Annotated in this window: 22 protein-coding genes and 1 tRNA gene; 12 read left to right on the top strand and 11 right to left on the bottom strand. The window is 64.3% G+C overall.

Translation table 11 applies throughout. The annotated features are described in order from the left end of the window. Nucleotides 1–7 precede the first annotated feature (7 nt). Nucleotides 8–808 carry a ComF family protein gene (locus FJ930_RS02120; RefSeq protein WP_141834237.1) on the bottom strand — a complete coding sequence of 267 codons (801 nt, stop codon included), beginning with the start codon at nucleotides 806–808 and terminating at the stop codon, nucleotides 8–10. A gap of 68 nt (nucleotides 809–876) precedes the next feature. Between FJ930_RS02120 and FJ930_RS02115 the strand changes: the two genes are divergently transcribed. Continuing rightward, entirely contained in the window at nucleotides 877–1,749 is an 873-nt protein-coding gene (locus tag FJ930_RS02115; protein ID WP_141834234.1) for a methyltransferase domain-containing protein, read from the top strand. Nucleotides 1,750–1,775: 26 nt separating this feature from the next. Here FJ930_RS02115 and FJ930_RS02110 read toward each other — a convergent pair whose 3' ends face one another. The 5 genes from FJ930_RS02110 to argJ form a co-directional block, all read right to left on the bottom strand. Further along, nucleotides 1,776–1,955, bottom strand: coding sequence for a Flp family type IVb pilin (locus FJ930_RS02110; RefSeq protein ID WP_140742721.1), 180 nt, complete (start codon nucleotides 1,953–1,955; stop codon nucleotides 1,776–1,778). A 110-nt stretch (nucleotides 1,956–2,065) separates the two neighbouring features. Then, nucleotides 2,066–2,380 carry a hypothetical protein gene (locus FJ930_RS02105; protein ID WP_140742723.1) on the bottom strand — a complete coding sequence of 105 codons (315 nt, stop codon included), beginning with the start codon at nucleotides 2,378–2,380 and terminating at the stop codon, nucleotides 2,066–2,068. A 126-nt stretch (nucleotides 2,381–2,506) separates the two neighbouring features. Beyond that, complete coding sequence (locus tag FJ930_RS02100) at nucleotides 2,507–2,929, bottom strand: (deoxy)nucleoside triphosphate pyrophosphohydrolase (RefSeq protein WP_141834231.1); 423 nt, start codon at nucleotides 2,927–2,929, stop codon at nucleotides 2,507–2,509. Next, nucleotides 2,922–3,674, bottom strand: coding sequence for a GNAT family N-acetyltransferase (locus FJ930_RS02095; RefSeq protein WP_141834228.1), 753 nt, complete (start codon nucleotides 3,672–3,674; stop codon nucleotides 2,922–2,924). The genes FJ930_RS02100 and FJ930_RS02095 overlap by 8 nt, the downstream gene beginning before the upstream one ends. Nucleotides 3,675–3,703: 29 nt before the next feature. Next, nucleotides 3,704–4,945: a bifunctional glutamate N-acetyltransferase/amino-acid acetyltransferase ArgJ gene (gene argJ / locus FJ930_RS02090; protein ID WP_141834225.1), complete on the bottom strand. Its 1,242-nt coding sequence runs from the start codon at nucleotides 4,943–4,945 to the stop codon at nucleotides 3,704–3,706. Nucleotides 4,946–5,202: 257 nt separating this feature from the next. Here argJ and FJ930_RS02085 point away from each other — a divergent pair, with 257 nt between their 5' ends. Then, complete coding sequence (locus tag FJ930_RS02085) at nucleotides 5,203–5,844, top strand: TetR/AcrR family transcriptional regulator (protein WP_141834222.1); 642 nt, start codon at nucleotides 5,203–5,205, stop codon at nucleotides 5,842–5,844. A 10-nt stretch (nucleotides 5,845–5,854) separates the two neighbouring features. Here the strand turns inward: FJ930_RS02085 and FJ930_RS02080 are convergent, their stop codons facing one another. After that, complete coding sequence (locus tag FJ930_RS02080; protein WP_140691790.1) at nucleotides 5,855–6,775, bottom strand: peptidylprolyl isomerase; 921 nt, start codon at nucleotides 6,773–6,775, stop codon at nucleotides 5,855–5,857. A gap of 264 nt (nucleotides 6,776–7,039) precedes the next feature. On the opposite strand from FJ930_RS02080, the gene secA reads away from it, so the two are divergent. The 3 genes from secA (at nucleotide 7,040) to FJ930_RS02065 (ending at nucleotide 12,785) form a co-directional block, all read left to right on the top strand. Then, a complete protein-coding gene (gene secA, locus FJ930_RS02075; protein ID WP_141834219.1) occupies nucleotides 7,040–9,772 on the top strand; it encodes a preprotein translocase subunit SecA in 2,733 nt (910 codons plus the stop codon). A 332-nt stretch (nucleotides 9,773–10,104) separates the two neighbouring features. Next, the gene (locus FJ930_RS02070; RefSeq protein WP_141834216.1) at nucleotides 10,105–11,505 is read left to right on the top strand and encodes a lipopolysaccharide biosynthesis protein; all 1,401 of its coding nucleotides are present in this window, start codon (nucleotides 10,105–10,107) and stop codon (nucleotides 11,503–11,505) included. Beyond that, complete coding sequence (locus FJ930_RS02065) at nucleotides 11,505–12,785, top strand: GNAT family N-acetyltransferase (RefSeq protein WP_141834213.1); 1,281 nt, start codon at nucleotides 11,505–11,507, stop codon at nucleotides 12,783–12,785. Before FJ930_RS02070 ends, FJ930_RS02065 begins: the two co-directional genes overlap by 1 nt. 34 nt (nucleotides 12,786–12,819) lie before the next feature. Here FJ930_RS02065 and FJ930_RS02060 read toward each other — a convergent pair. Beyond that, nucleotides 12,820–12,904 (bottom strand) — tRNA-Leu (locus FJ930_RS02060). 180 nt (nucleotides 12,905–13,084) lie between these two features. Here FJ930_RS02060 and FJ930_RS02055 point away from each other — a divergent pair. Together FJ930_RS02055 and FJ930_RS02050 are read left to right on the top strand one after the other, a co-directional pair. Beyond that, entirely contained in the window at nucleotides 13,085–13,678 is a 594-nt protein-coding gene (locus FJ930_RS02055) for a YqaA family protein (protein WP_140742741.1), read from the top strand. Between the two features lie 76 nt (nucleotides 13,679–13,754). Then, nucleotides 13,755–14,273, top strand: a complete 519-nt coding sequence (locus FJ930_RS02050; RefSeq protein WP_140742743.1) for a disulfide bond formation protein B — start codon at nucleotides 13,755–13,757, stop codon at nucleotides 14,271–14,273. A 156-nt stretch (nucleotides 14,274–14,429) separates the two neighbouring features. Here the strand turns inward: FJ930_RS02050 and FJ930_RS02045 are convergent, their stop codons facing one another. Together FJ930_RS02045 and FJ930_RS02040 are read right to left on the bottom strand one after the other, a co-directional pair. Further along, nucleotides 14,430–14,987 carry an HNH endonuclease gene (locus FJ930_RS02045; RefSeq protein WP_027167440.1) on the bottom strand — a complete coding sequence of 186 codons (558 nt, stop codon included), beginning with the start codon at nucleotides 14,985–14,987 and terminating at the stop codon, nucleotides 14,430–14,432. Between the two features lie 188 nt (nucleotides 14,988–15,175). After that, complete coding sequence (locus tag FJ930_RS02040; RefSeq protein WP_141834210.1) at nucleotides 15,176–15,817, bottom strand: DNA-3-methyladenine glycosylase; 642 nt, start codon at nucleotides 15,815–15,817, stop codon at nucleotides 15,176–15,178. 75 nt (nucleotides 15,818–15,892) lie between these two features. On the opposite strand from FJ930_RS02040, the gene gluQRS reads away from it, so the two are divergent. Together gluQRS and FJ930_RS02030 are read left to right on the top strand one after the other, a co-directional pair. Further along, nucleotides 15,893–16,768: a tRNA glutamyl-Q(34) synthetase GluQRS gene (gluQRS, locus tag FJ930_RS02035; RefSeq protein ID WP_141834207.1), complete on the top strand. Its 876-nt coding sequence runs from the start codon at nucleotides 15,893–15,895 to the stop codon at nucleotides 16,766–16,768. A 150-nt stretch (nucleotides 16,769–16,918) separates the two neighbouring features. Further along, on the top strand, nucleotides 16,919–17,815 hold the full coding sequence (locus FJ930_RS02030; protein WP_141834204.1) for a DMT family transporter: 897 nt from the start codon (nucleotides 16,919–16,921) through the stop codon (nucleotides 17,813–17,815). A gap of 44 nt (nucleotides 17,816–17,859) precedes the next feature. Here the strand turns inward: FJ930_RS02030 and FJ930_RS02025 are convergent, their stop codons facing one another. Next, a complete protein-coding gene (locus FJ930_RS02025) occupies nucleotides 17,860–18,711 on the bottom strand; it encodes a YihY/virulence factor BrkB family protein (RefSeq protein ID WP_140742751.1) in 852 nt (283 codons plus the stop codon). A gap of 58 nt (nucleotides 18,712–18,769) precedes the next feature. Between FJ930_RS02025 and FJ930_RS02020 the strand changes: the two genes are divergently transcribed. Genes FJ930_RS02020 through FJ930_RS02010 form a run of 3 tightly spaced genes read left to right on the top strand, consistent with a single transcriptional unit; the run spans nucleotide 18,770 to nucleotide 20,455 of the window. Next, nucleotides 18,770–19,636, top strand: a complete 867-nt coding sequence (locus tag FJ930_RS02020) for an SDR family oxidoreductase (protein WP_141834201.1) — start codon at nucleotides 18,770–18,772, stop codon at nucleotides 19,634–19,636. A 26-nt stretch (nucleotides 19,637–19,662) separates the two neighbouring features. Further along, on the top strand, nucleotides 19,663–19,854 hold the full coding sequence (locus tag FJ930_RS02015) for a twin transmembrane helix small protein (RefSeq protein WP_140610534.1): 192 nt from the start codon (nucleotides 19,663–19,665) through the stop codon (nucleotides 19,852–19,854). A 19-nt stretch (nucleotides 19,855–19,873) separates the two neighbouring features. Next, nucleotides 19,874–20,455 carry a cob(I)yrinic acid a,c-diamide adenosyltransferase gene (locus FJ930_RS02010; RefSeq protein WP_140742755.1) on the top strand — a complete coding sequence of 194 codons (582 nt, stop codon included), beginning with the start codon at nucleotides 19,874–19,876 and terminating at the stop codon, nucleotides 20,453–20,455. Nucleotides 20,456–20,476 lie beyond the last annotated feature (21 nt).

Here is a 20,476-nt window from a genome sequence, read left to right as displayed (position 1 = left end):
TGCCGACTTATATAGTCACGGACTCGTCCGCCCGGAAGTCCCCCGGCAACACGCGGGCAAATGTCAGCACGTCGACGGCGACCGCACCTCCTCTTTTCAGCGCCTTGGTGGCGGCACGCAGGGTGGCGCCCGTGGTGTAGACATCGTCGACCAGAAGCACCCTGCGGCCGGCAATCTCGATTTCCGCTTCCGCCGGCACACGAAACGCGGCCCGCACATTCTCCTCGCGTTCCTGTCGCTCCAGCCCGACCTGCTGGCGGGTGAGTTTCACGCGCCGCATGGCGGAGGGCGCGAAGGACAGCCCGCTGAGTTCGCAAACCGCGCGCGCCAATTCCGCCGACTGGTTGAAGCGCCGCCTGAAAAAGCGCCGCCAGTGTAGCGGCACCGGCACCACCACATCGGCCTCGGCAATGAGATCGGCGCCCGCGCGCACCATCCAGCGCGCCATCCAAGGCGCGAGATCGGTGCGGTCCTGGTATTTCAGCCCTTGCACCATCTGGCGAGCCACGCCGGAATAGGCGACGGCCGCCCGTGCTCGCTCGAAGGGCGGTGGATCGGCGATCGCCTCGGCCGACAGAAAGCCCTCGCCCATATGGTGGATGAATGGTGTGCCCATCACCGGGCACCAGGGTCGTTCCAGCAGCCTGAGTTTCGGCCAGCAGGCGCCGCACAGTACGCCGGGCTGCGAGACATGCCGGCGGCAGCCGGCGCAGACGGGCGGAAACAGAATGCCCGACGGCCAGCCGAGAGCCGATCGGGCCAGGCTCCTGATGTCGATGGACTTGATCTTGGACATCGGATCGGCCACGTGGTTCTCTGCCATCATACCAACTATATCAGTGCCCCCAGGGCAGGGACAAACAAGGATCCGCCCCCTTGCAGCCTATAATGGATACCTCACTATGGCTGGCGCACAAGCGGCGCGCGCTTGCTCATCCTGTCGACGGCGCCGATTTCCTGATGAACCGCGCCGCCGAGGACCTTGCCGACCGGTTGGGTGCCGTCGAGCGCCGGTTCGGCAAGGCGGCGGTGCTGTTTTGCCAGACGCCGGCGGCAGCCGACGTTCTGGCTGCGAGCGGCAAGGTTGAGGACGTCGTCCGCGTCGAGACAGACGCCGCCTTCCTGATCGGCAGTGCCGGCTTGGTCGCACCCCTGGAGACCGTGCCGTTCGAACCGCAAAGTCTCGATCTGGCCGTGTCGCTTCTGTCCTTGCAGGCGATGAACGACATCCCCGGCATGCTGATCCAGATCCGCCGCGCGCTGCGGCCGGATGGGCTTTTCCTCGGTGCCTTTGCCGGTGCAGGTACGCTCGGCGAGCTGCGCGAAAGCCTGCTTGCGGCCGAGACCGAGCTTTACGGCGGTGCCAGCCCGCGCGTCATCCCGTTCACCGATGTGCGCGACGCCGGTGCGCTGCTGCAGCGCGCCGGTCTGGCACTGCCGGTCGCCGACGTCGAGACGGTGACGGTGCGCTATGCCAACCTGTTTGCCCTGATGGCCGATCTGCGCGCCATGGGCGAAACCAGCGCACTGGCCGATCGCAGCCGACGACCGGGGGTTCGCAAGCTGTTTGCCCGCGCCGCGGAAATCTACGCCGAGCGTTTTTCCGACCCCGACGGTCGGATCCGGGCAAGTTTCTCGATGGTCTGGATGTCCGGCTGGGCGCCCGATGCGTCACAGCAAAAACCGCTGAAGCCTGGTTCAGCCAAGGTCTCGCTGAAGACCGTACTGGAGGAACCCGAAGGGCATTGACCTGCCCGCCACGCTGACAGCCAGGATCAAGGCGCGAAGGCGTTCGCAAGCCGGCTGGAGTTGTCGCTGAACAGCCAGGTAATGGAGTTGAAGACCTGGCCGATGCCGCCGATGATGGTCAGGGACAGCACGGTGACAATCAGCGCGTATTCGACGGCGGTGGCGCCGGTGTCGTCCTTCAGAAAACGCAGCAGCACTGTTTTCATGGCCTCGATCCCCGTTGCCGGGACCTTAGCGCCGATCTGTTAAGAAAGGTTAATGGCAAAGGCTTAACAGGCGGTGAAACAGCCGCTCCCGCGAAAATGTCTTAACCATCTCAGCAGTCGCCGCTGGTCCTGCCATCCGACCCGATGATGCAGACCGAACCGGGCTCCGGCTGCAGCACGCTGCGGCGCACCGTATAGGTGCTGCGATGGCTGATCGAACCGGTCGCCGTCATGTCGAGACCGGGAAAACCGTCGCGAGCCGACTGCGAGCGCGTCTGACTGTCGAGGAAAGGCGTCGCGATCAGCGCCAGCGCCACCGCGGCCGATCCGAACAGCAACGTGACGCGCAAGATGCCCATCCCGGCATCGGCGGCACGGAAGCCGCGGTCGGGCCGGATCGAATCCCAATCCCTGTCCAGGCTCATGCTATCGCTCCCTGCGATTCGGCGGCGACCGCGACAAATACGGCCTGCATCAATTTTTCATGATGAGATAAATCTTCCATTAACGCTGGCTGACATGGACCATGGTCCCGATCAGCTCACCGGTCCTCAGAGGAGATCGATGAGAAACGGAATCAGCGGCGCGTCGGCTGGCGGCATCGGGTAGTCGCGCATCTGCTTTGGCCGCACCCATTTCAGCCCCTGCCCTTCCCTGGGCTGGGCGATGCCGCGGAAGCGGCGGCAGACAAACAGCGGCATCAGGAGATGGAAGTCGTCATAGGAATGGCTGGCGAAGGTGAGCGGCGCCAGACACGGGATCTCGGTCTCGATGCCGATCTCCTCATGCAGCTCGCGGATGATGCATTGTTCCGGCGTCTCGCCGGGCTCGACCTTGCCGCCAGGAAATTCCCACAGGCCGGCGAGTTGCTTGCCTTCAGGTCGCTGCGCCAGGAGCACACGGCCATCGGCGTCGACCAGCGCGCAGGCGGCGACCAGGAGCAGGCGCTTGCCGGGATCGATCAGATCATTCATGCCCGGGCGGCCGGCGGTAGTGATAGCGATAGACTTCGTCGAAACCGAGCGAGCGGTAGAGCGCCAGCGCCGGCGCATTGCCCGCCTCGACCTGCAGCCAGGCTTCCCGCGCGCCGCGCAGCCTCGCCCATTTCAGCGCCGACAGGATCAGGTTGCGGCCGTGCCCCTTGTTGCGCGCCGACTTGTCGGTGGCGACCTCGAACAGTCCGGCGAGATCGCCATCATGCACACAGATCAGCGTCGCCAGCGGCTCCGCTTCATCCTCTAGGGCGAACAGCCCGGCCTCCGGCTGGATGGCGCCGATGATCTCCGACAGGCCAGGCCGCAGCGAAACGTCGGAGCCGCTGACCTTGAGCGACGCGCCGATGAAGCGGCTGATGTCCTTGAGCGGAATCTGGTCCATGGCCGCATCGAGCTGCGCGTCGGCCAGCGGCAGCCGCATGACCAGCGATTCGTCGAACCGGCTCCAGCCCTCCTTGTCGAGATGGCTGGCCAGATCGGGACCCGACAGCGGCGACATGCGGAACGTCAGCGGCCGGCCATAGGCGTCGAATCGGCGGCTGGCCCGGCCGATGCGATCGGCGATGTGCTGGGTGTCGCCCGGATCGAGCGGATTGACCGAATTCAGCCGCTTGGCCGGGTGGCCGGCGGTCAACCGCACCACCCAGGTGCCGTCATAGTGGACGGCGGCCGCCGGCCACGCGCGAAAGCCGGCCGCTTCGTAGCGGCGCACGGTTGCGAGCATGCTTGCCGGATGGCGCGAGACCAAGGCGATCAGCTCCGGTAGTCGCCGTTGATGGCGACATATTCCTTGGTGAGATCGCAAGTCCACACAGTCGCCTTGCCGCGGCCGATGCCGATATCGGCGCGGATGCGGATATCGTCGCGCTTCATGTAGGCCGAGGTCTTTTCTTCCGAATAGGCCGGGTCGCGCTCGCCCTCATGGGCCAGCCTGTTGTCGCCGAACCAGATCGACAACCGGTCGCGGTCGGCGGGCTCGCCGGCCTTGCCGACGGCCATGACGACGCGGCCCCAATTGGCATCCTCGCCGGCGACGGCCGTCTTGACCAGCGGCGAATTGGCAATCGACAGCGCGATGCGCTTGGCCGAGCGGGCCGATTTCGCGCCGGTCACGGTGACTTCGACCTGCTTGCGCGCGCCCTCGCCGTCGCGCACCACCTGCAGCGCCAGCGACTTCAGCACCTTGCCGAGCGCCCGACGAAACGCGCCGAGCCGGGCATCCCTAGGGTCGGTGATCTCAGGTGCGCCGCGCTTCGCGGCCTTGCCGGTGGCAAAGAGCAGCAGCGTGTCGCTGGTCGACGTGTCGCTGTCGACTGTGACTGCGTTGAACGTCTTGGCCGTGCCGCGCGACAGCAGATCCTGCAGCACCGGTGCGGCGATCGGCGCGTCGGTGGCGATGAAGGAGAGCATCGTCGCCATGTCAGGCGCGATCATGCCGGCGCCCTTGGAAATGCCGTTGATGGTGACGTCCGTGTCGCCGAGCTTGACGGTCTGCGTCGCCACCTTCGGATAGGTATCCGTGGTCATGATGGCCTTCGCCGCCTCGGTCCACAGGTCCGGCTTGCCGTCGCTGACCAGCCCGGCGAGCAGATGGCTGAACTTGGTTGTGTCGAGCGGCTCGCCGATGACACCGGTCGAGGCCAGGAAAACCTCGCCCGCCGTGCAGCCGGCCGCCTTGGCCGCCGCCTCGCCGGTCAGCGCGGTGGATTCGCGGCCCTTCTTGCCTGTGAAGGCGTTGGCATTGCCGGAATTGACGACCAGCACCCGGGCCTTCCCAGCGCCAAGGTTCTGCCGGCAGAAATCGACCGGCGCCGAGGGGCATTTCGACTTCGTGAACACGCCGGCGACCGCGGTCCCGGCGTCGAAGACCATCGCCAGCAGGTCGGTGCGGTTCTTGTATTTTATCCCCGCCTCGGCGGTGGCGATGCGCACCCCTTCGACGACAGGCATCTTGGGGTATTTCTTCGGCGCGAGCGGTGAAATCGTGGTGGACATGGCAACCTCGGGCGGGAAAATCGCAAGGGGAAGGCCGGTTTGCCCGATACGGCGCGCCGGCGCAAGGGCGTTTTCGCCACGCCTGCGGGGCGGGAAACCCACTCCGGATCCAGCCTGCGTTCGGGACCGACAAGGGATGGCGCATCGTGTCGGAGACATCGCAGATGACGGACGCGCTCTCACGCTGAAAAACGGGGCGTTTCGTTTCATCGCCGGATCACTTATCATCGCCGGCAATTGAGGCGAGGGCGACAGGAATGGCCGAGGAGGCGGATACGGCGCGCAGATCGATCGGTGCGCGGCGCAATCCCGACAGTGCGGATGCCATTCTGGAGGCCGCCGAGGCATTGCTTGTCGAGACCGGCTATGCCGGCTTCTCGATCGAGGCGGTGGCGCGGCGCGCCCGCGCCGGCAAGCCGACCATCTATCGCTGGTGGCCAAGCAAGGCCGCGCTGCTGCTCGAGGTCTACCAGCGCCAGAAGCGCGTCGACGTTCCCGATACCGGAAATCTGGAAGAGGATCTCGTCGGCTTCCTGCAGAACCTGTTCTTCCACTGGCGCGAGACATCGTCGGGCAGCGTGTTCAGGTCGCTGATCGCCGAGGCGCAGTCGGATGAAGCCGCAGCCGCGGCCCTTGCCGGCTATGCCGGCGGGCGCCGAGCCCACACCGGTCAGATCATCGAGCGCGCCAAGGCAAGAGGCGAGGTCGCGGGCGACATCGATCCGGCCGTGGTCGCCGACCTGCTGGCTTCCTATGCCTGGCGGCATCTCCTGACCAACCGGCTCGACGAGCCCGAGGCAACGATCCGCACGGTGGTCCGCTATCTCCTGAAAGGCATAGCGGCCGGCCAAAAACAAAGGGCGCGGCAACCTTCGCTGCCGCGCCCTTTCGAAAAATAGTCCTTGAGGTTTACTTGCCGCTTTCCAGCGTATCGACGGCCTGCTTCAGCTTGGCGTCGGGGATCTCGACCTTGGCGCCGGCGCGCAGCGACTTGACCAGGGCGAAATACTTGTCGCGGATGACCGCCTGCTTGGCCTGGTCCTTGACGTCGTCAAAAGCCGGCGGCTGCTTGGCGCGCTTGTCCTCGAGCTTGATGACATGCCAGCCGAACTGCGACTGCACCGGCTGCTCGGTGTATTTGCCGACCTCGAGCGCAAAGGCCGCCTTGTCGAATTCCGGCACCATCTGGCCGGGTCCGAACCAGCCGAGGTCGCCGCCATTGGACTTGCCTGAAGGATCGCTGGTGTGCTCGTTGGCGAGCTTCTGGAAATCGGCGCCGCCGTCGAGCTGCTTGATGATGGCCTCGGCCTCCTCCTTCGTCTTCACGAGGATGTGACGGGCATGTACCTCGTTGACCGGCGGTGTGTTGGCGATCTCCTGGTCGTAGCGGGCGCGAACCTCGGCGTCGGTGACCTTGTCGACAACCCCCTTCTCGACCATCTCGCCATGCAGGGCGCGCTGCTGCAGGAAGGCCATGCGGCGCTGGAAGTCTGGATCCTTGTCGAGACCATCGGTGACGGCCTTGGCGGCCATGACGCGGATCTCGATGGCCGCGGAGAGTGCGGCGGCGCGGCGCTGTTCGGGCGGCAGCTGCGCGAATTGTTGCGACAGCTCGCCTTCGGCAAGCACCAGATCGGCTTCAGTGAGCGATTGGCCGTTGACCGTGGCGACGACGGCATTCGGATCGACCGGCTTCGCCGCGGGTGCCGCCGCGTCGGCCGGAGCAGCAGGAGCGGTCTCCTGCGCCATCAGCGGCGACAGGCAAAGAGCCGACAGGCCGAAGGCCAGGCCAAGGCTGGCAAGCGACGCACGGCGGAACAACAAGGGCATTGGAATGACTCCGGTGAAGGATTGTAAGGAGGACGATGGCTTCCAGATCAGCCAGATTGCGGCGGAATTTGGCGCGACCGCCAAGGCTAGCGCGGCGTTGACATCAGTTGAGCCCCCTCTTATCTGTCCAACGACTTGGCGTCCAGAACCGTTTTCCGGGCGCTTTTTGTGTTTGCCCGTATTCAGGCGGCGCGTTCACGCGGATTTGATGGGGCCGGCCGGCGCCCGTCTCAAGATTGAGAATTCTATCGAAAGGACCATTGGATGGTCAGTCTCGGCGGTCTCGCCCGTAAGGTTTTCGGTTCCTCCAACGACCGTCGGGTCAAATCGACCCGGCCCCGTGTCGAGGCGATCAACGCCATGGAAAACGAGATGCGGGCGCTCTCCGACGCCGAGCTTGCCGGCCGCACGGAGAAATTCCGCCAGGAAATCGCCAACGGCGCCAGCCTTGACGACCTTTTGGTACCGGCCTTCGCCACCGTCCGCGAGGCGGCGCGCCGAGTGCTGGGCATGCGGCCCTTCGATGTCCAGCTGATCGGCGGCATGGTGCTGCACAATGGCGGCATCGCTGAAATGCGCACCGGCGAAGGCAAGACCCTGGTCGCGACGTTGCCGGTCTATCTCAACGCGCTTGCCGGCAACGGCGTCCATGTCGTCACCGTCAACGACTATCTAGCCACGCGCGACTCCGAATGGATGGGCCGCGTCTACAAGTTCCTCGGCCTCTCGGTCGGCGTCATCGTTCACGGCCTGTCCGACGAGGAGCGTCGCGTCGCCTACGCATCCGACGTCACCTACGCCACCAACAACGAGCTCGGCTTCGACTACCTGCGCGACAACATGAAGTACGAGCGCGCGCAGATGGTGCAGCGCGGCCACAATTACGCGATCGTCGACGAAGTCGATTCCATCCTGGTCGACGAGGCGCGCACGCCGCTGATCATTTCCGGTCCGCTCGAGGATCGTTCGGAAATGTACAACACCATCGATACCTTCATTATCCAGCTGCAGCCGCAGGATTATGAGATCGACGAGAAGCAGAAGACTTCGATCTTCACCGAGGAGGGCACCGAGAAGCTGGAGAACATGCTGCGCGATGCCGGCCTGCTGAAGGGCGAGTCGCTCTACGATGTCGAGAACGTCGCCATCGTCCACCATGTCAACAATGCGCTGAAGGCGCACCGGCTGTTCCAGCGTGACAAGGACTATATCGTGCGCAACGGCGAGATCGTCATCATCGACGAGTTCACCGGCCGCATGATGCCCGGTCGCCGCTATTCCGAAGGCCTGCACCAGGCACTCGAAGCCAAGGAGCACGTGGCCATCCAGCCGGAGAACCAGACGCTCGCTTCCGTCACCTTCCAGAACTACTTCCGCCTTTACAAGAAGCTTTCCGGCATGACCGGCACGGCGCTGACCGAGGCCGAGGAATTCGGCAATATCTACGGCCTCGAGGTCACCGAAATCCCGACCAACCTGCCGGTCATCCGCAAGGACGAGGACGACGAGGTCTACCGGACGGTCGAGGAGAAATACAAGGCGATCGTCAAGGAGATCCGCGAAGCCAGCGCCAAGGGCCAGCCGACGCTGGTCGGCACGACCTCGATCGAAAAGTCGGAGCAGCTCGCCGAGCGCCTGCGCAAGGAAGGTTTTAAGGATTTCGAGGTGCTGAACGCCCGCCACCACGAGCGCGAGGCGGCGATCGTCGCCCAGGCCGGCAAGCCCGGCGCCATCACCATCGCCACCAACATGGCCGGCCGCGGCACCGACATCAAGCTCGGCGGCAATGCCGAGATGCGCATCGCCGAGGAACTGGGCGACATGCCCGAGGGCCCCGAGCGCGAAGCACGCGAAAGGGAAATCAACGCCGACGTCGAGCGCCTGAAGGAAAAGGCGCTGGCCGCCGGCGGCCTCTACGTTCTCGCCACCGAGCGCCATGAATCGCGCCGCATCGACAACCAGTTGCGCGGCCGCTCCGGCCGCCAGGGCGACCCTGGCCGCTCGAAATTCTTCCTGTCGCTGCAGGATGACCTGATGCGCATCTTCGGCTCCGAGCGCATGGACGGCATGCTGCAGAAGCTCGGCCTTAAGGAAGACGAGGCGATCATCCATCCCTGGATCAACAAGGCGCTGGAAAAGGCGCAGAAGAAGGTCGAGGCGCGCAACTTCGACATCCGCAAGAACCTCTTGAAATATGACGACGTCTCGAACGACCAGCGCAAGGTGGTGTTCGAACAGCGCATCGAGCTGATGGACGGCGAAGGCCTGTCGGAAACCATTACCGAGATGCGTGAAGGCGTCATCGACGAGATCGTCGCCAAAGCCATTCCGGAAAATGCCTATGCCGAGCAGTGGGACGTCGCTGGCCTGAAGGCCGAGGTCGCCGAATTCCTCAATCTCGACCTGCCGGTCGACGAGTGGGCCAAGGAAGAAGGCATCGCCGAGGACGACATCCGCGAGCGCATTTCCGCTGCCGCCGAAGCCGCTTCCAAGGAGCGCGCCGAGCGTTTCGGGCCCGAGGTGATGAACTATGTCGAGCGCTCGGTGGTGCTGCAGACGCTCGACCATCTGTGGCGCGAGCACATCGTCAATCTCGACCACCTGCGCTCGGTCGTCGGCTTCCGCGGCTACGCCCAGCGCGATCCGCTGCAGGAATACAAGAGCGAGGCATTCGAGCTGTTCCAGGCGATGCTCGGCAATCTGCGCCAGGCCGTCACCGCGCAGCTGATGCGCGTCGAACTGGTCCGCCAGGCCGCTGAGGCCCCGCCTCCGGAAGCGCCCGACATGTTCGGCACGCATATTGACGGCAGCACCGGCGAGAATGATTTCGAAGGCGGTGAGACCGCCCTTCTGGTGCGCCAGGAGAACAGTGCCATTGTCGCCCCGGAAGACCGCGACCCGAAGAACCCCGCCACCTGGGGCAAGGTCGGCCGCAACGAGGCCTGCCCCTGCGGTTCCGGCAAGAAATACAAGCACTGCCACGGCGCCTTCGCATAACGGCGCAGCGCTTTCCTTCTCCCCGTCCCTGTACGAGGAGAAGGTGCCCGAAGGGCGGATCAGCGGCGGCGCGAAGTCCCGCGATTATCGCATGCCCCAACCGGGAGATGACATGCCGGACTGCGCAAGCCGATTCGTCTACAGTTAATCTAATTCTCCTCACCCGGCCCATCAGCGCAATCTCCGTAGGCTCGCGCCGCCCCTCATCCGCCTGCTGGCACCTTCTCCCCGTATAGCGACGGGGAGAAGGAAGGTTCTCCGCCCACGTTTTCTTAAGGTGTTTTGGCTACACCAAAGCCCGAAAAAGAAGCGGAAAACGGAGTTTAATCGGGGTGCGCTTTTCCGCGGCCACGACTGCCGGGCGGTTCTTGCCGCAGCGTTTGGCGCTGCGCGTGGGGCCGCTGCTTGACCGCATCGATGCCGTCCTGTTCACCGCCGACGAGCGCGGCGAGGCGGGCCGCATGTCGGTCATCGCCTTCTCGATCCGTATCGTCAGCGCCGTCATCGCTTTCGTCAGCCAGGTGCTGATGGCCCGCTGGATGGGCTCGTTCGAGTACGGCATCTTCGTGCTTGTCTGGGTGACGATGGTCATCGTCGGCAATCTCGCCTGCCTCGGTTTCCACACCTCGGTCATCCGCTTCATCCCCGAATACCGCGAGCGCGGCCTGATGGACGAGCTGCGCGGCATCGTCGTCGCCAGCCGGCTGTTCGTGCTGATCGCCTCGACGGTCATCGCTGGGCTCGGCGCGCTCGGCGTCTGGCTGGCGGCGCCCTGGATCGAAAACTATTACGTGATCCCGTTCATCCTCGGCGTCATCTGCCTGCCGATGATCGCGCTGTCGGATCTGCTGCAAGGCCAGGCAAGGGCGAACAGCTGGGCGCTGTTTGCCCTGTCGCCGACCTATCTGGTGCGGCCGGTGCTGATCCTGCTGTTCATGGCGCTGATGCTTTTCGCCGGTTACGCCGCCGATGCCAGAACCGCGATCTTCGCCTCGATCGCCGCCACCTACGTCACCACTCTTGGTCAGTTGATCGGCGTCACCCAGCGCATGGAAAGACAGATCCCCACCGGGCCGATGAAGGTGCATTTCGCGCAATGGTTCATCGTCTCGCTGCCGATCTTCCTGGTCGAAAGTTTCTTCTTCCTGCTCACCAATGCCGACGTGCTGATGGTCGGCGCCTATATGGATCCCAACGACGTCGCCGTCTATTTCGCCACCGTCAAGACGCTGGCGCTGGTGCATTTCGTCTATTTCGCCGTCAAGGCCGGCGTCGCGCAGCGCTATGCGCAGTTCACCCACGGCGAGCCGGAAAAGCTTGCCGCCTTCGCCCGCGAGACGGTGTCGTGGACCTTCTGGCCGTCGCTCCTGATGGCGCTCCTGGTGCTGGCGCTCGGCGAACCCATGCTGGTGCTGTTCGGCCCCGAATTCACGACAGGCTATCCGCTGCTGTTCCTGCTTGTCTTCGGCGTCGTGGCGCGGGCCGCCGTGGGCCCCTGCGAAAGCCTGCTCACCATGAGCGGCAACCAGAATATCTGCGCCGCCGTCTATGCCATGACGCTGGCCTTGAACATCGGCCTCAACGTGGTGCTGATCCCGCTTTTCGGCCTGTGGGGCGCGGCCATGGCCACCGCCTTTGCCATGATCTTCGAGGCCAGCGCGTTGTCCTTCACGGTGTGGCGCAAGCTCGGCATCGCCATGGCGATCTTCGTGCCAGCCGAAGGAGCCGCCTGATGGCCGCCATCCCGTTGCTCGAGGAAACCAGCGGCGGCCCCGCCGGCGCCATGGTATCGGGCCTTGCCGGGCTGGCGCGCGACCCCGACCCGGCCCATATCGAGATCCTCGCCAACAACCGCCCCGAGCGCAAGCTGGCCATCTACCCGGCCTCGGCGGGCTTCGACCTCGTAGAGGAACTGGATTACCTCTGCACCCGTACGATCGAGCCGAACGTCTTCTTCAACCCGCGTTTCCTGGCGCCGGCCATGCCCCGGCTGGAGGACCGCGAGGTGCGCCTGGCGGTGATCCGCGACGGCGACGAATACCGCAACCGGCTGCGCCTTCTGGTGCCGTTCTCGGTGGAACGGCCGGTGGTGCCGCTCGGCGTCCCGGTCATGCGCACCTGGTCGAGCCCGTTCGGCCCGCTCGGCACGCCGCTGATCGACCGCGACGATCCGGTCGGCGTCGTCGAGGATTTCTTCTCGATGCTGTCGCGCCCGCACCTCAAGCTGCCGAAAGTCTTCGTCCTGCCCGACATCTGGCTCGACGGTCCGGTGGCGAGCCTGCTTGGCACGGTGGCCGAGACGCGCGGCCTGATGCTGGTCACCACCGGCCAGACCCCACGCCCCGTGCTGGAGAGCCAAGCCGACGGCGACGCGTATCTGAAGGCCTCGCTGCGCTCGCACCATTATCGCGAGTTCCGCCGCCTGAAGCGCCGCCTTGCCGATCTCGGCAGGCTGGAGCACATCGTGGCGCGCGGCCCCGAAGAGATCCGCCACGCCATCGAAAGCTTCCTGACGCTGGAGGCGGCCGGCTGGAAGGGCCGCGAGCGCACCGCCATGGCGATCGACCGCTACCGCGCCGCCTTCGCCCGCGAGGCCGTGCACAGGCTTGCCGAACAGGACATGTGCCGCATCCATTCGCTGACGCTCGACGGCCGCACCATCGCCTGCCTGATCGTCTTCGTCGAGTCCGGCATCGCCTATACCTGGAAGACGGCCTATGAAGAGACTCTGGCCGCCTATTCGCCGGGCACGCTGCTGATGATCGAGGTGACCAGGCGGCATCTCGACGATCCCAACATCATGATGACCGATTCCTGCGCGGTGCCGGACCATCCGGTGATGAGCAGGCTGTGGAGCGAGCGCAAACCGATCGGCACACTGGTGATCGGGCTGACGCCGGACGCCGACCGCCTCGCCCGCCAGGCGGCCTCACAGTTGCACCTCTATCGCGAGACCCGCAACATGGCGCGTCTGCTGCGCAACCGGATGAAGAGCTTGTTGAGGCGGCGCTGAGCCAATCGAATTCGCGAAGGCGTGCGAAGGAATTTGGTGCCCCTAGCCGGGATCGAACCAGCACTCCTTGCGGAACTCGATTTTGAGTCGAGCGCGTCTACCAATTCCGCCATAGGGGCTCAGGCCGGGCGGCCTGGATGGGCGCGGACTATACGGTTGGAGGGCTGTTCGTCAACTGCCCAATTTGCAGACCAGCTCACAGCCGCGACCAGACGGCACCTTTCCAATTTGTAAGACCGCGGCCATTGTGCAGCGCGAAAAACCTTTCTAGACAGACGGGCCGTTCCATAGGAGAGCCGATGCTTCGCGGACTGTACGACTGGACCCTGTCACTGGCGGCGCGCAAATCCGCCGAATGGTGGCTGGCTTTCATCGCTTTCGTCGAGAGCTCGGTATTCCTGGTGCCGGCCGACGTGCTCTATCTGCCGATGGCTTTGTCGCGGCCGGATCGCGCCTATCGCTATGCGCTGGTCGCCACCGTCGCCTCGGTGCTGGGCGGCATCGCCGGCTGGTTTATCGGCCACTACGCCTATGACGCGGTGGCGCGGCCGATCCTCCAATTCTACGGCAAGTACGACGAATTCGAGCAATTGCGAACTTCGGCGGGCGTAAGCATAGAATTCATCGCCCTGATGCTGGTCACCTCGGGTGCAGCCCATCTGCCGCCGATCAAGGTGGTGACGATCCTGTCCGGCGCCCTTGGCGTCAACCTGGCCCTGTTCATCGTGCTCGCCATCGTGGCGCGCGGCGGCCGCTTCCTGCTGCTGGCCTGGCTTTTGCGGCGCTATGGCGAACCGATCCGCGAATTCATCGAAAAGCGTCTCGGCCTCATCGCCAGCGCCGCCGCGGTAGCCCTGATTTTGCTTTATATCGTGATCAAGTACGCCCTCTGAGCCATCTCTCTCAAACCGCGCAATGCTTTTGGGTAAGCGGACCTGGCGGGCGGCGAACACAATGGACGAAAGACCCATGACAGCGACGATGAATGCCGATACCGGACGCCAGCGCACGCGGACCGCCCTGTTTCTCGCCGTCGCCATGGCCGCCACGGTCGGCTCGGCGCTCTGCTTCCAGTATATTGGCGGCTACATCCCCTGCCACCTCTGCCTGGAGCAGCGCACCCCTTACTATATCGGCGCGCCTTTGATGCTGCTGGCGGTGGTTGCTTCGCTGCTGCGTGCGCCCGCATGGCTGACGCGCGGCCTGCTGGGCATCGGCGGCCTGCTGATGCTCTACGGCCTCTATCTCGGCGTCTACCACTCCGGCGTCGAATGGGCCTGGTGGCAAGGTCCGGCCGATTGCACGGCGGGCGCCGGTCCGGTCGACACCGGCGGCAAGGGCGTGCTCGACGCGCTCGACAAATTCGTGCCACCCTCTTGCGACAAGGCCGCGCTGCGCATCCTCGGCCTGTCGCTCGCCGGCTGGAACGCCATCGCCAGCCTTATCCTCGCCGCCGTCGCCTTCCGCGGCGCGCTTGCCCGCGATTGAGCTATAGAGCCGACGCGAGATCGTTCAAGGAATTCGGCAGGCCGAGTCGTATGGAGTGATTGTCGAGAACCGAAGCGGAGCGGACATTTGGTCCGTGAGCATCGGAAGCGCAGGCAATTGCTCCAGACGGCCGGCCTCCCGAATTCTCGAACGATCTCAAGGTTCGAGTTCGACATCCCAGTAGAGATAATCCATCCAGCTTTCATGCAGGTGGTTGGGCGGAAACAGCCGGCCGTTGTTGTGCAGATCGTGCACCGTCGGCTGATAGGGCTTCTGCAGCGGCCACATCTTGGCTTGCGCCGGCATCATGCCGCCCTTCCTGAGGTTGCAAGGAGAACAGGCCGCGACGACGTTCTCCCATGTCGTGGCACCACCACGATGGCGCGGGATGACGTGGTCGAAGGTCAGATCCTCGGGCGTACCGCAATACTGGCACTGGAAGCGGTCGCGCAGGAAGACATTGAAACGGGTAAACGCCGGATGCCTGGAGGGCTTCACATAGGCCTTCAGGCTGACCACGCTCGGCAGCTTCATCGAGAAGGTCGGCGAGGAAACCGCATGCTCGTATTCGGCGACGATATTCACCCGGTCGAGGAACACTGCCTTGATGGCGTCCTGCCAGGACCAGAGCGACAAGGGGTAATAGCTGAGCGGACGGTAATCCGCATTCAGCACCAGCGCTGGAAGCCCATCCGGAGATACGGCAACCGTCACCTTGTTGACCTCCTTGGTTCGCACATGACCCCGAAAATCGAATTCGATTTTCGGGGAGGGTCACGTGCAGCTTCAAAAGACCCGCCGTTCGGCGCGGATACTGTAAGCCCGACATGACAGGGATGTGAAGCGGATTGTCGTTTGCCCGGAGTGCCAAAAATACGTGATTTTCATGCCTTTTTGCGGATTCAGGCAGGCGGTGCGGCGTCGCGCCCCCTGGTTTCGCGATAATAGGACCAGAAAAGCCGCGATGCGACACCTCGCCACGGGCTCCATGATTCGGCCAACGCGATCAGCGTTTTCTCCGGCGGACGCGGCTCGATGCCGAGCGCATGGCCGACAGCAGCCTGCAGGGCGACGTCGCGCGCCGGGAAGATGTCGGGGTGCCCCGCGGCAAACAAAAGGTACACTTCGGCTGTCCAGGGACCGATGCCGGGAACCGCGGTCATCGTCGTGATCGCCTCGGTTGCGTCGAGCGAACACAGGTGATGGAGGTCGAGACCGGCGGCCACCGCCTGGGCAACCGCGATCAGCCCGCGCTGCTTGGGCCGCGACAGGCCGGCCTCGCGAAACATGTCCTCGTCGGCGGTCAGGATCGCCTGCGGCGTCAGCGGGTCGACGAGCCTTGTCAGCCGGCCGAAAATCGCATCGGCGCTTGCGCGGGAGACCTGCTGCGAGACGATAATCGAGGCCAGGCTCCTGAACCCCGGCTCGGAAAGCCTGAGCGGTACCTCGCCGGCCATGCCGCGCACCTTTTCCAGGCGCGGGTCGATGACGCAAAGCGCATCCAGCCCGCGCGCAATGTCGTCCAGTGTCGCGATGCGTTGCATGGTATCCTTATCCGCGAATGTGCCGCAAAGTAGCAATTGCCAAAACCGCAGCACAACCCGATTGCCGCCTGAGACATGACGCTCCTGACATTCCGCTTCGCCCCCAGCCCCAACGGGGACCTGCATCTCGGCCACGCCTATTCGGCGCTGCTCAATCAGAAGCTGGCAAATACCTCTGACGGCCGCCTGCTGCTTCGCATCGAGGACATCGATACGACGCGCTGCACGCCGCAATTCGAGGCTGGCGTGCTCGCCGACCTGAAGTGGCTGGGCCTTGGCTGGGAGGAGCCGCTGCGTCGCCAGTCCGAACATTTTGCCGAGTACAAGGCGGTGCTCGACCGGCTGATCCGCGAGGAACTTGTCTATCCCGCCTTCATGAGCCGTGGCGAGATCCGCGCCTTTATCACCGACTGCGAAAAGCGCGGGCGCGACTGGCCGCGCGATCCCGACGGCGTGCCGCTCTACCCTCCGACCGACAAGGCGCTGCCGATGAGAGAGCGCAAGCGGCGCATCGACGATAACCAACCTTTCGCCTGGCGGCTCGATGTCGGCGCCGCCTTGGCGCATGTCGGCAAGGACCTCGCATGGGCCGAATTCAGCGATGAGACGCTGTCCGCGACGCGCTCGGTCGGGGCCCGTCCGCGAGACTGGGGCGACGTGATCGTGGCGCGCCGCGACATCCCGACCAGCTACCACCTTGCCGTCGTCATGGACGACGCCCTGCAAGGCGTCAGCCATGTCGTGCGCGGACAGGATCTGTTCTCAGCAACCGGGGTGCAGCGCCTGCTCCAGGAATTGCTTGGATTGCCGCAGCCGGCCTATTTCCATCATCGGCTTATCCTTGGGCCGGACGGACGAAAGCTCTCCAAGAGCCTCGGTGATTCAGGCCTGGCCGCATTGCGCGGTGCCGGCGCGTCACCGGACGATATCAGAAGAATGGTTGGTCTCTGAGCCTGCAACCCCCCGGAAACCCGCTTATCGGACGTACCGCCCATTCAATTCCGGTGACGTATGGATCAATGGTTTCGTTTTGCACGCCGGTCTGAACAGGACTAGAGCAATCGCCACGGTCAGTTCCCACCAATGTGGCGGTTCCCGGAAATGCACAGCATCAAGCGGTTCATCCCCGCCACCTTCGTTGTCCTGTGGGCGACCGGCTTCATCGGCGCCCGCTACGCCATGCCATGGGCGGAGCCCTTTACGTTCCTCGCCGCGCGCTTCGTCCTGGCGGCGGTCCTGTTCGCTATCCTGACGGTCATTCTGGGTTCGAAAAGAGCCACCCGTGAAGAGGCGCTGCATGCGGCCGGCGCGGGCATCCTCATGCACGGCGTTTATCTCGGCGCCGTGTTCTGGGCCATCCACAGGGGCATGCCTGCAGGGCTTTCGGCGCTGATTGTCGGACTTCAGCCGCTGATCACGGCGGTGCTTGCCGGCAAATTCCTGGGCGAGGCCATTCTGCCGCGCCATTGGGCCGGCCTCGCCGTTGGTCTGATCGGCGTCGTCATCGTGCTGTGGCCGAAACTTGGCGCGCTCGGCGGCGGCGTGACATCGGCGACACTGACCGCCTCGCTCATCTCCGTGCTCGGCATGGCCGCCGGCACGATCTGGCAGAAGCGTTTTGCCTCCGGCGGCAATCTCGTGGCGGCCACGATGTGGCAATATGTCGGCGGCGCGGCGCTGATGATCCTGGCCGCGCTTGCCTTCGAAACGCACACCGTCGTCATCAATGGCGAGTTGATCTTCGCCATGGCCTGGCTGGTGCTGGTGCTGTCGGTCGGCGCCATCTTCCTTTTGATGGTGATGATCCGCGACGGCGAGATGTCGAAAGTGGCCTCGCTGTTCTACCTGGTGCCCGCGGTGACCGCCGTCATCGCCTGGGCCCTGTTCAACGAGCAGCTCAACGCGCTTCAGATTGCCGGCATGGCGATCACCACCTTCGGCGTTGCCCTGGCAACGGCTCGGCAGACCAAGACACAGGCTGAGCCAAGCAAAGCATGATCCCGAAAAGTGGGAACCGGTTTTCGGAAGAGATCATGCTCGGCTCAGCCGACTCTCGCCCGTGCCTCGAGATAGCGGCTGATGGCGGCATTGAGCTCGCCGCCAAGAATGAAGATCGCCGAGACGATGTAGAGGAAAACCACCGCGATCATGATCGAGGCCAGGCCGGCATAGGTCGTCACATAGGATGAGAAATGGTCGAGATAGGTGGCGAATATCGTCGAGCCGATAAGCCACGCGCCCAGCGTGAAGATGATGCCCGGCACCAGCGAGACGAAGCGGCGCTTGCCGGCCGGCAGCCAGTAATGCACGGCAAACAGCCCACCGATGATGACCGTCGAGGCAATGACGTAGCGCCATAGCGTGATCGTGCCGGTATAGGGCTTTATCCATTCGAAATGGGCTTCCGCCAGCCGCGCCAGCAACGGCGCGAACACCAGCAGCACGCTGATCGCAAGAAAACCGGCGGTGGCGATCAGCACGAAGAAGATGCTCTGCACCCGGCGATAGATGATGCCGCGCGTTTCCGTGACGCGATAGGCCCGGTTGAGCGAGGTGCGCAGCGCCTCGATGCCATTCGACGCAAAGTAGGCGGCAAGCAGCACGCCATAGGTCAACAGATCGCTGCGCCTGACGGTCAGCACGTTCAGCACCTCACGCGCGATCGGCTTGGCGATCTGATCCGGCCAGGTGTCGAAGACCAGATGCACGGCCGTGTCGGCAAAGGCCTGGGCGCCGAGGAAACTGGCCAGCGTCGTGGCGAAGATCAGGAACGGAAACAGCGCCATCAGCGAGGTGATCGCCAGATGGCTGGCCATCGCCCAGCCATCATCGGTGGTGAAATGGCCGATCGCGTCGTAGAGCACGCGGCGCAGGGCGACAATATTCCGCAGCAAGAACGCGCGCTCCCTTCGATTGTCTCGACGCCGCGAATATGGGAAGTGAATGCGGCAAATGGCAACCCTTCGTCAAACCACGAATTCTCCAGCGGCAGAGTTGCGCACCGTCATCGTCACCGGTGCGTCTTCAGGCATAGGCGCCTATTGCGCCCGGGCATTGAAGGCCGAAGGCTGGCGGGTATTTGCCACGGCGCGCAAACCTGAAGACATTGCCGCACTCGAGGCCGACGGCATCGAGGCTTTCTATCTCGACTATAGCGAGCCGGATTCGATCGCCGCCCTGGTGCCAGCGGTGCTCGGCCGCACCGGCGGCCGGCTCGACGCGCTGTTCAACAACGGTGCCTACGCCCAGGCCGGCGCGGTCGAGGACCTGTCGGTGGCAGCGCTCAAGGCGCAATTCGAGGTCAATTTCTTCGGCTGGCACGACCTGACCTCGCGCATCGTGCCGGTGATGCGCCGCCAGGGCCACGGCCGCCTCATTCATTGCTCATCGATTCTCGGCCTGGTGCCGGTGCGCTTTCGTGGCGCCTATTCGGCATCGAAGCATGCGCTTGAGGCGCTGATGCTTTGCCAGCGCCAGGAACTGACAGGCAGCGGCGTCCACGTCTCGCTGATCGAGCCGGGGCCGGTGAAATCGAAGATCGCCAGCAATGGCCTGCCCTGGTTCCTCAGGAATATCGACCACGAGAATTCCGTGCATCGGCTGGACTATGAGGCGCAGCTGAAACGGCTGCGCGCCGGCGGCAGCCAATCGGCGCTGAAGCCCGGGCCGGAGGTGGTTCACAAGGCTCTGCGCCATGCACTTCTGTCACGGAGCCCGCGCCCGCACTATGTGGTAACGGTGCCGGCGAAGATCGGCGCTACGCTCAAACGCATCCTGCCGGCATCGATACTCTACCGCCTGATGGCCAAACGCGCCTGAACAACAAGAGAACTGGAAACGCAACAATGGCATCCGTCTTCAACATCCTGGCCATTCTGGTCATGGCCGCCGTGGTGATCGTTCTGATCCGGGGGCTCATCAACATGATGCGCGGCGGTTCCGGCGTTACGTCGAACAAACTGATGCAGGCACGCGTCATGCTGCAGGCCGTGGCGCTGGCGCTGATTCTGCTGGCCGTCTATTTTACCCGCAAGTGAAGGCCTTTCGGGGGGCGACATGGTCAAGCTCAACAAGATCTACACCCGCACCGGCGACGATGGCACCACCGGCCTCGGCACCGGTGAAAGGCGGCTGAAATCCGATCTGCGGGTTGACGCCTACGGCACGGTCGATGAAGCCAATGCCTGCATCGGCATGGCGCGCGTCCACACCGCCCAGACCCATCCGGCGATCGACGCCATGCTCTCGCGCATCCAGAACGATCTCTTCGACCTCGGCGCGGATCTCGCGGTGCCCGACGATGGCAAACCGCTCGGCTATGAGGCGTTGCGGATCACCCCCGCGCAGACCGACCGCGTCGAGAAGGACATAGACCTTCTCAACAAGGATCTCCAGCCGCTCAAATCCTTCGTGCTGAACGGCGGCACGCCGGCCGCCGCCGCCCTGCATCTCGCCCGCACGGTGGCGCGGCGGGCCGAGCGGCTGATGGTCGCGCTCGCCCAGGATCCGGGGGAGCACGTCAACCGCGACGGGCTGAAATACGTCAACCGCGTCTCGGATTTCCTGTTTGTCGCCGCCCGGGCGGTCAATGACAATGGAAATGCCGACGTGCTATGGGTTCCCGGCAAGAACCGCTGAACGGATCGAAAGGCCGGAGGG

The organism is Mesorhizobium sp. B2-4-15 (assembly GCF_006658505.1).
Taxonomy (GTDB): domain Bacteria; phylum Pseudomonadota; class Alphaproteobacteria; order Rhizobiales; family Rhizobiaceae; genus Mesorhizobium.
This window is presented reverse-complemented; position numbering and strand designations above follow the sequence as displayed.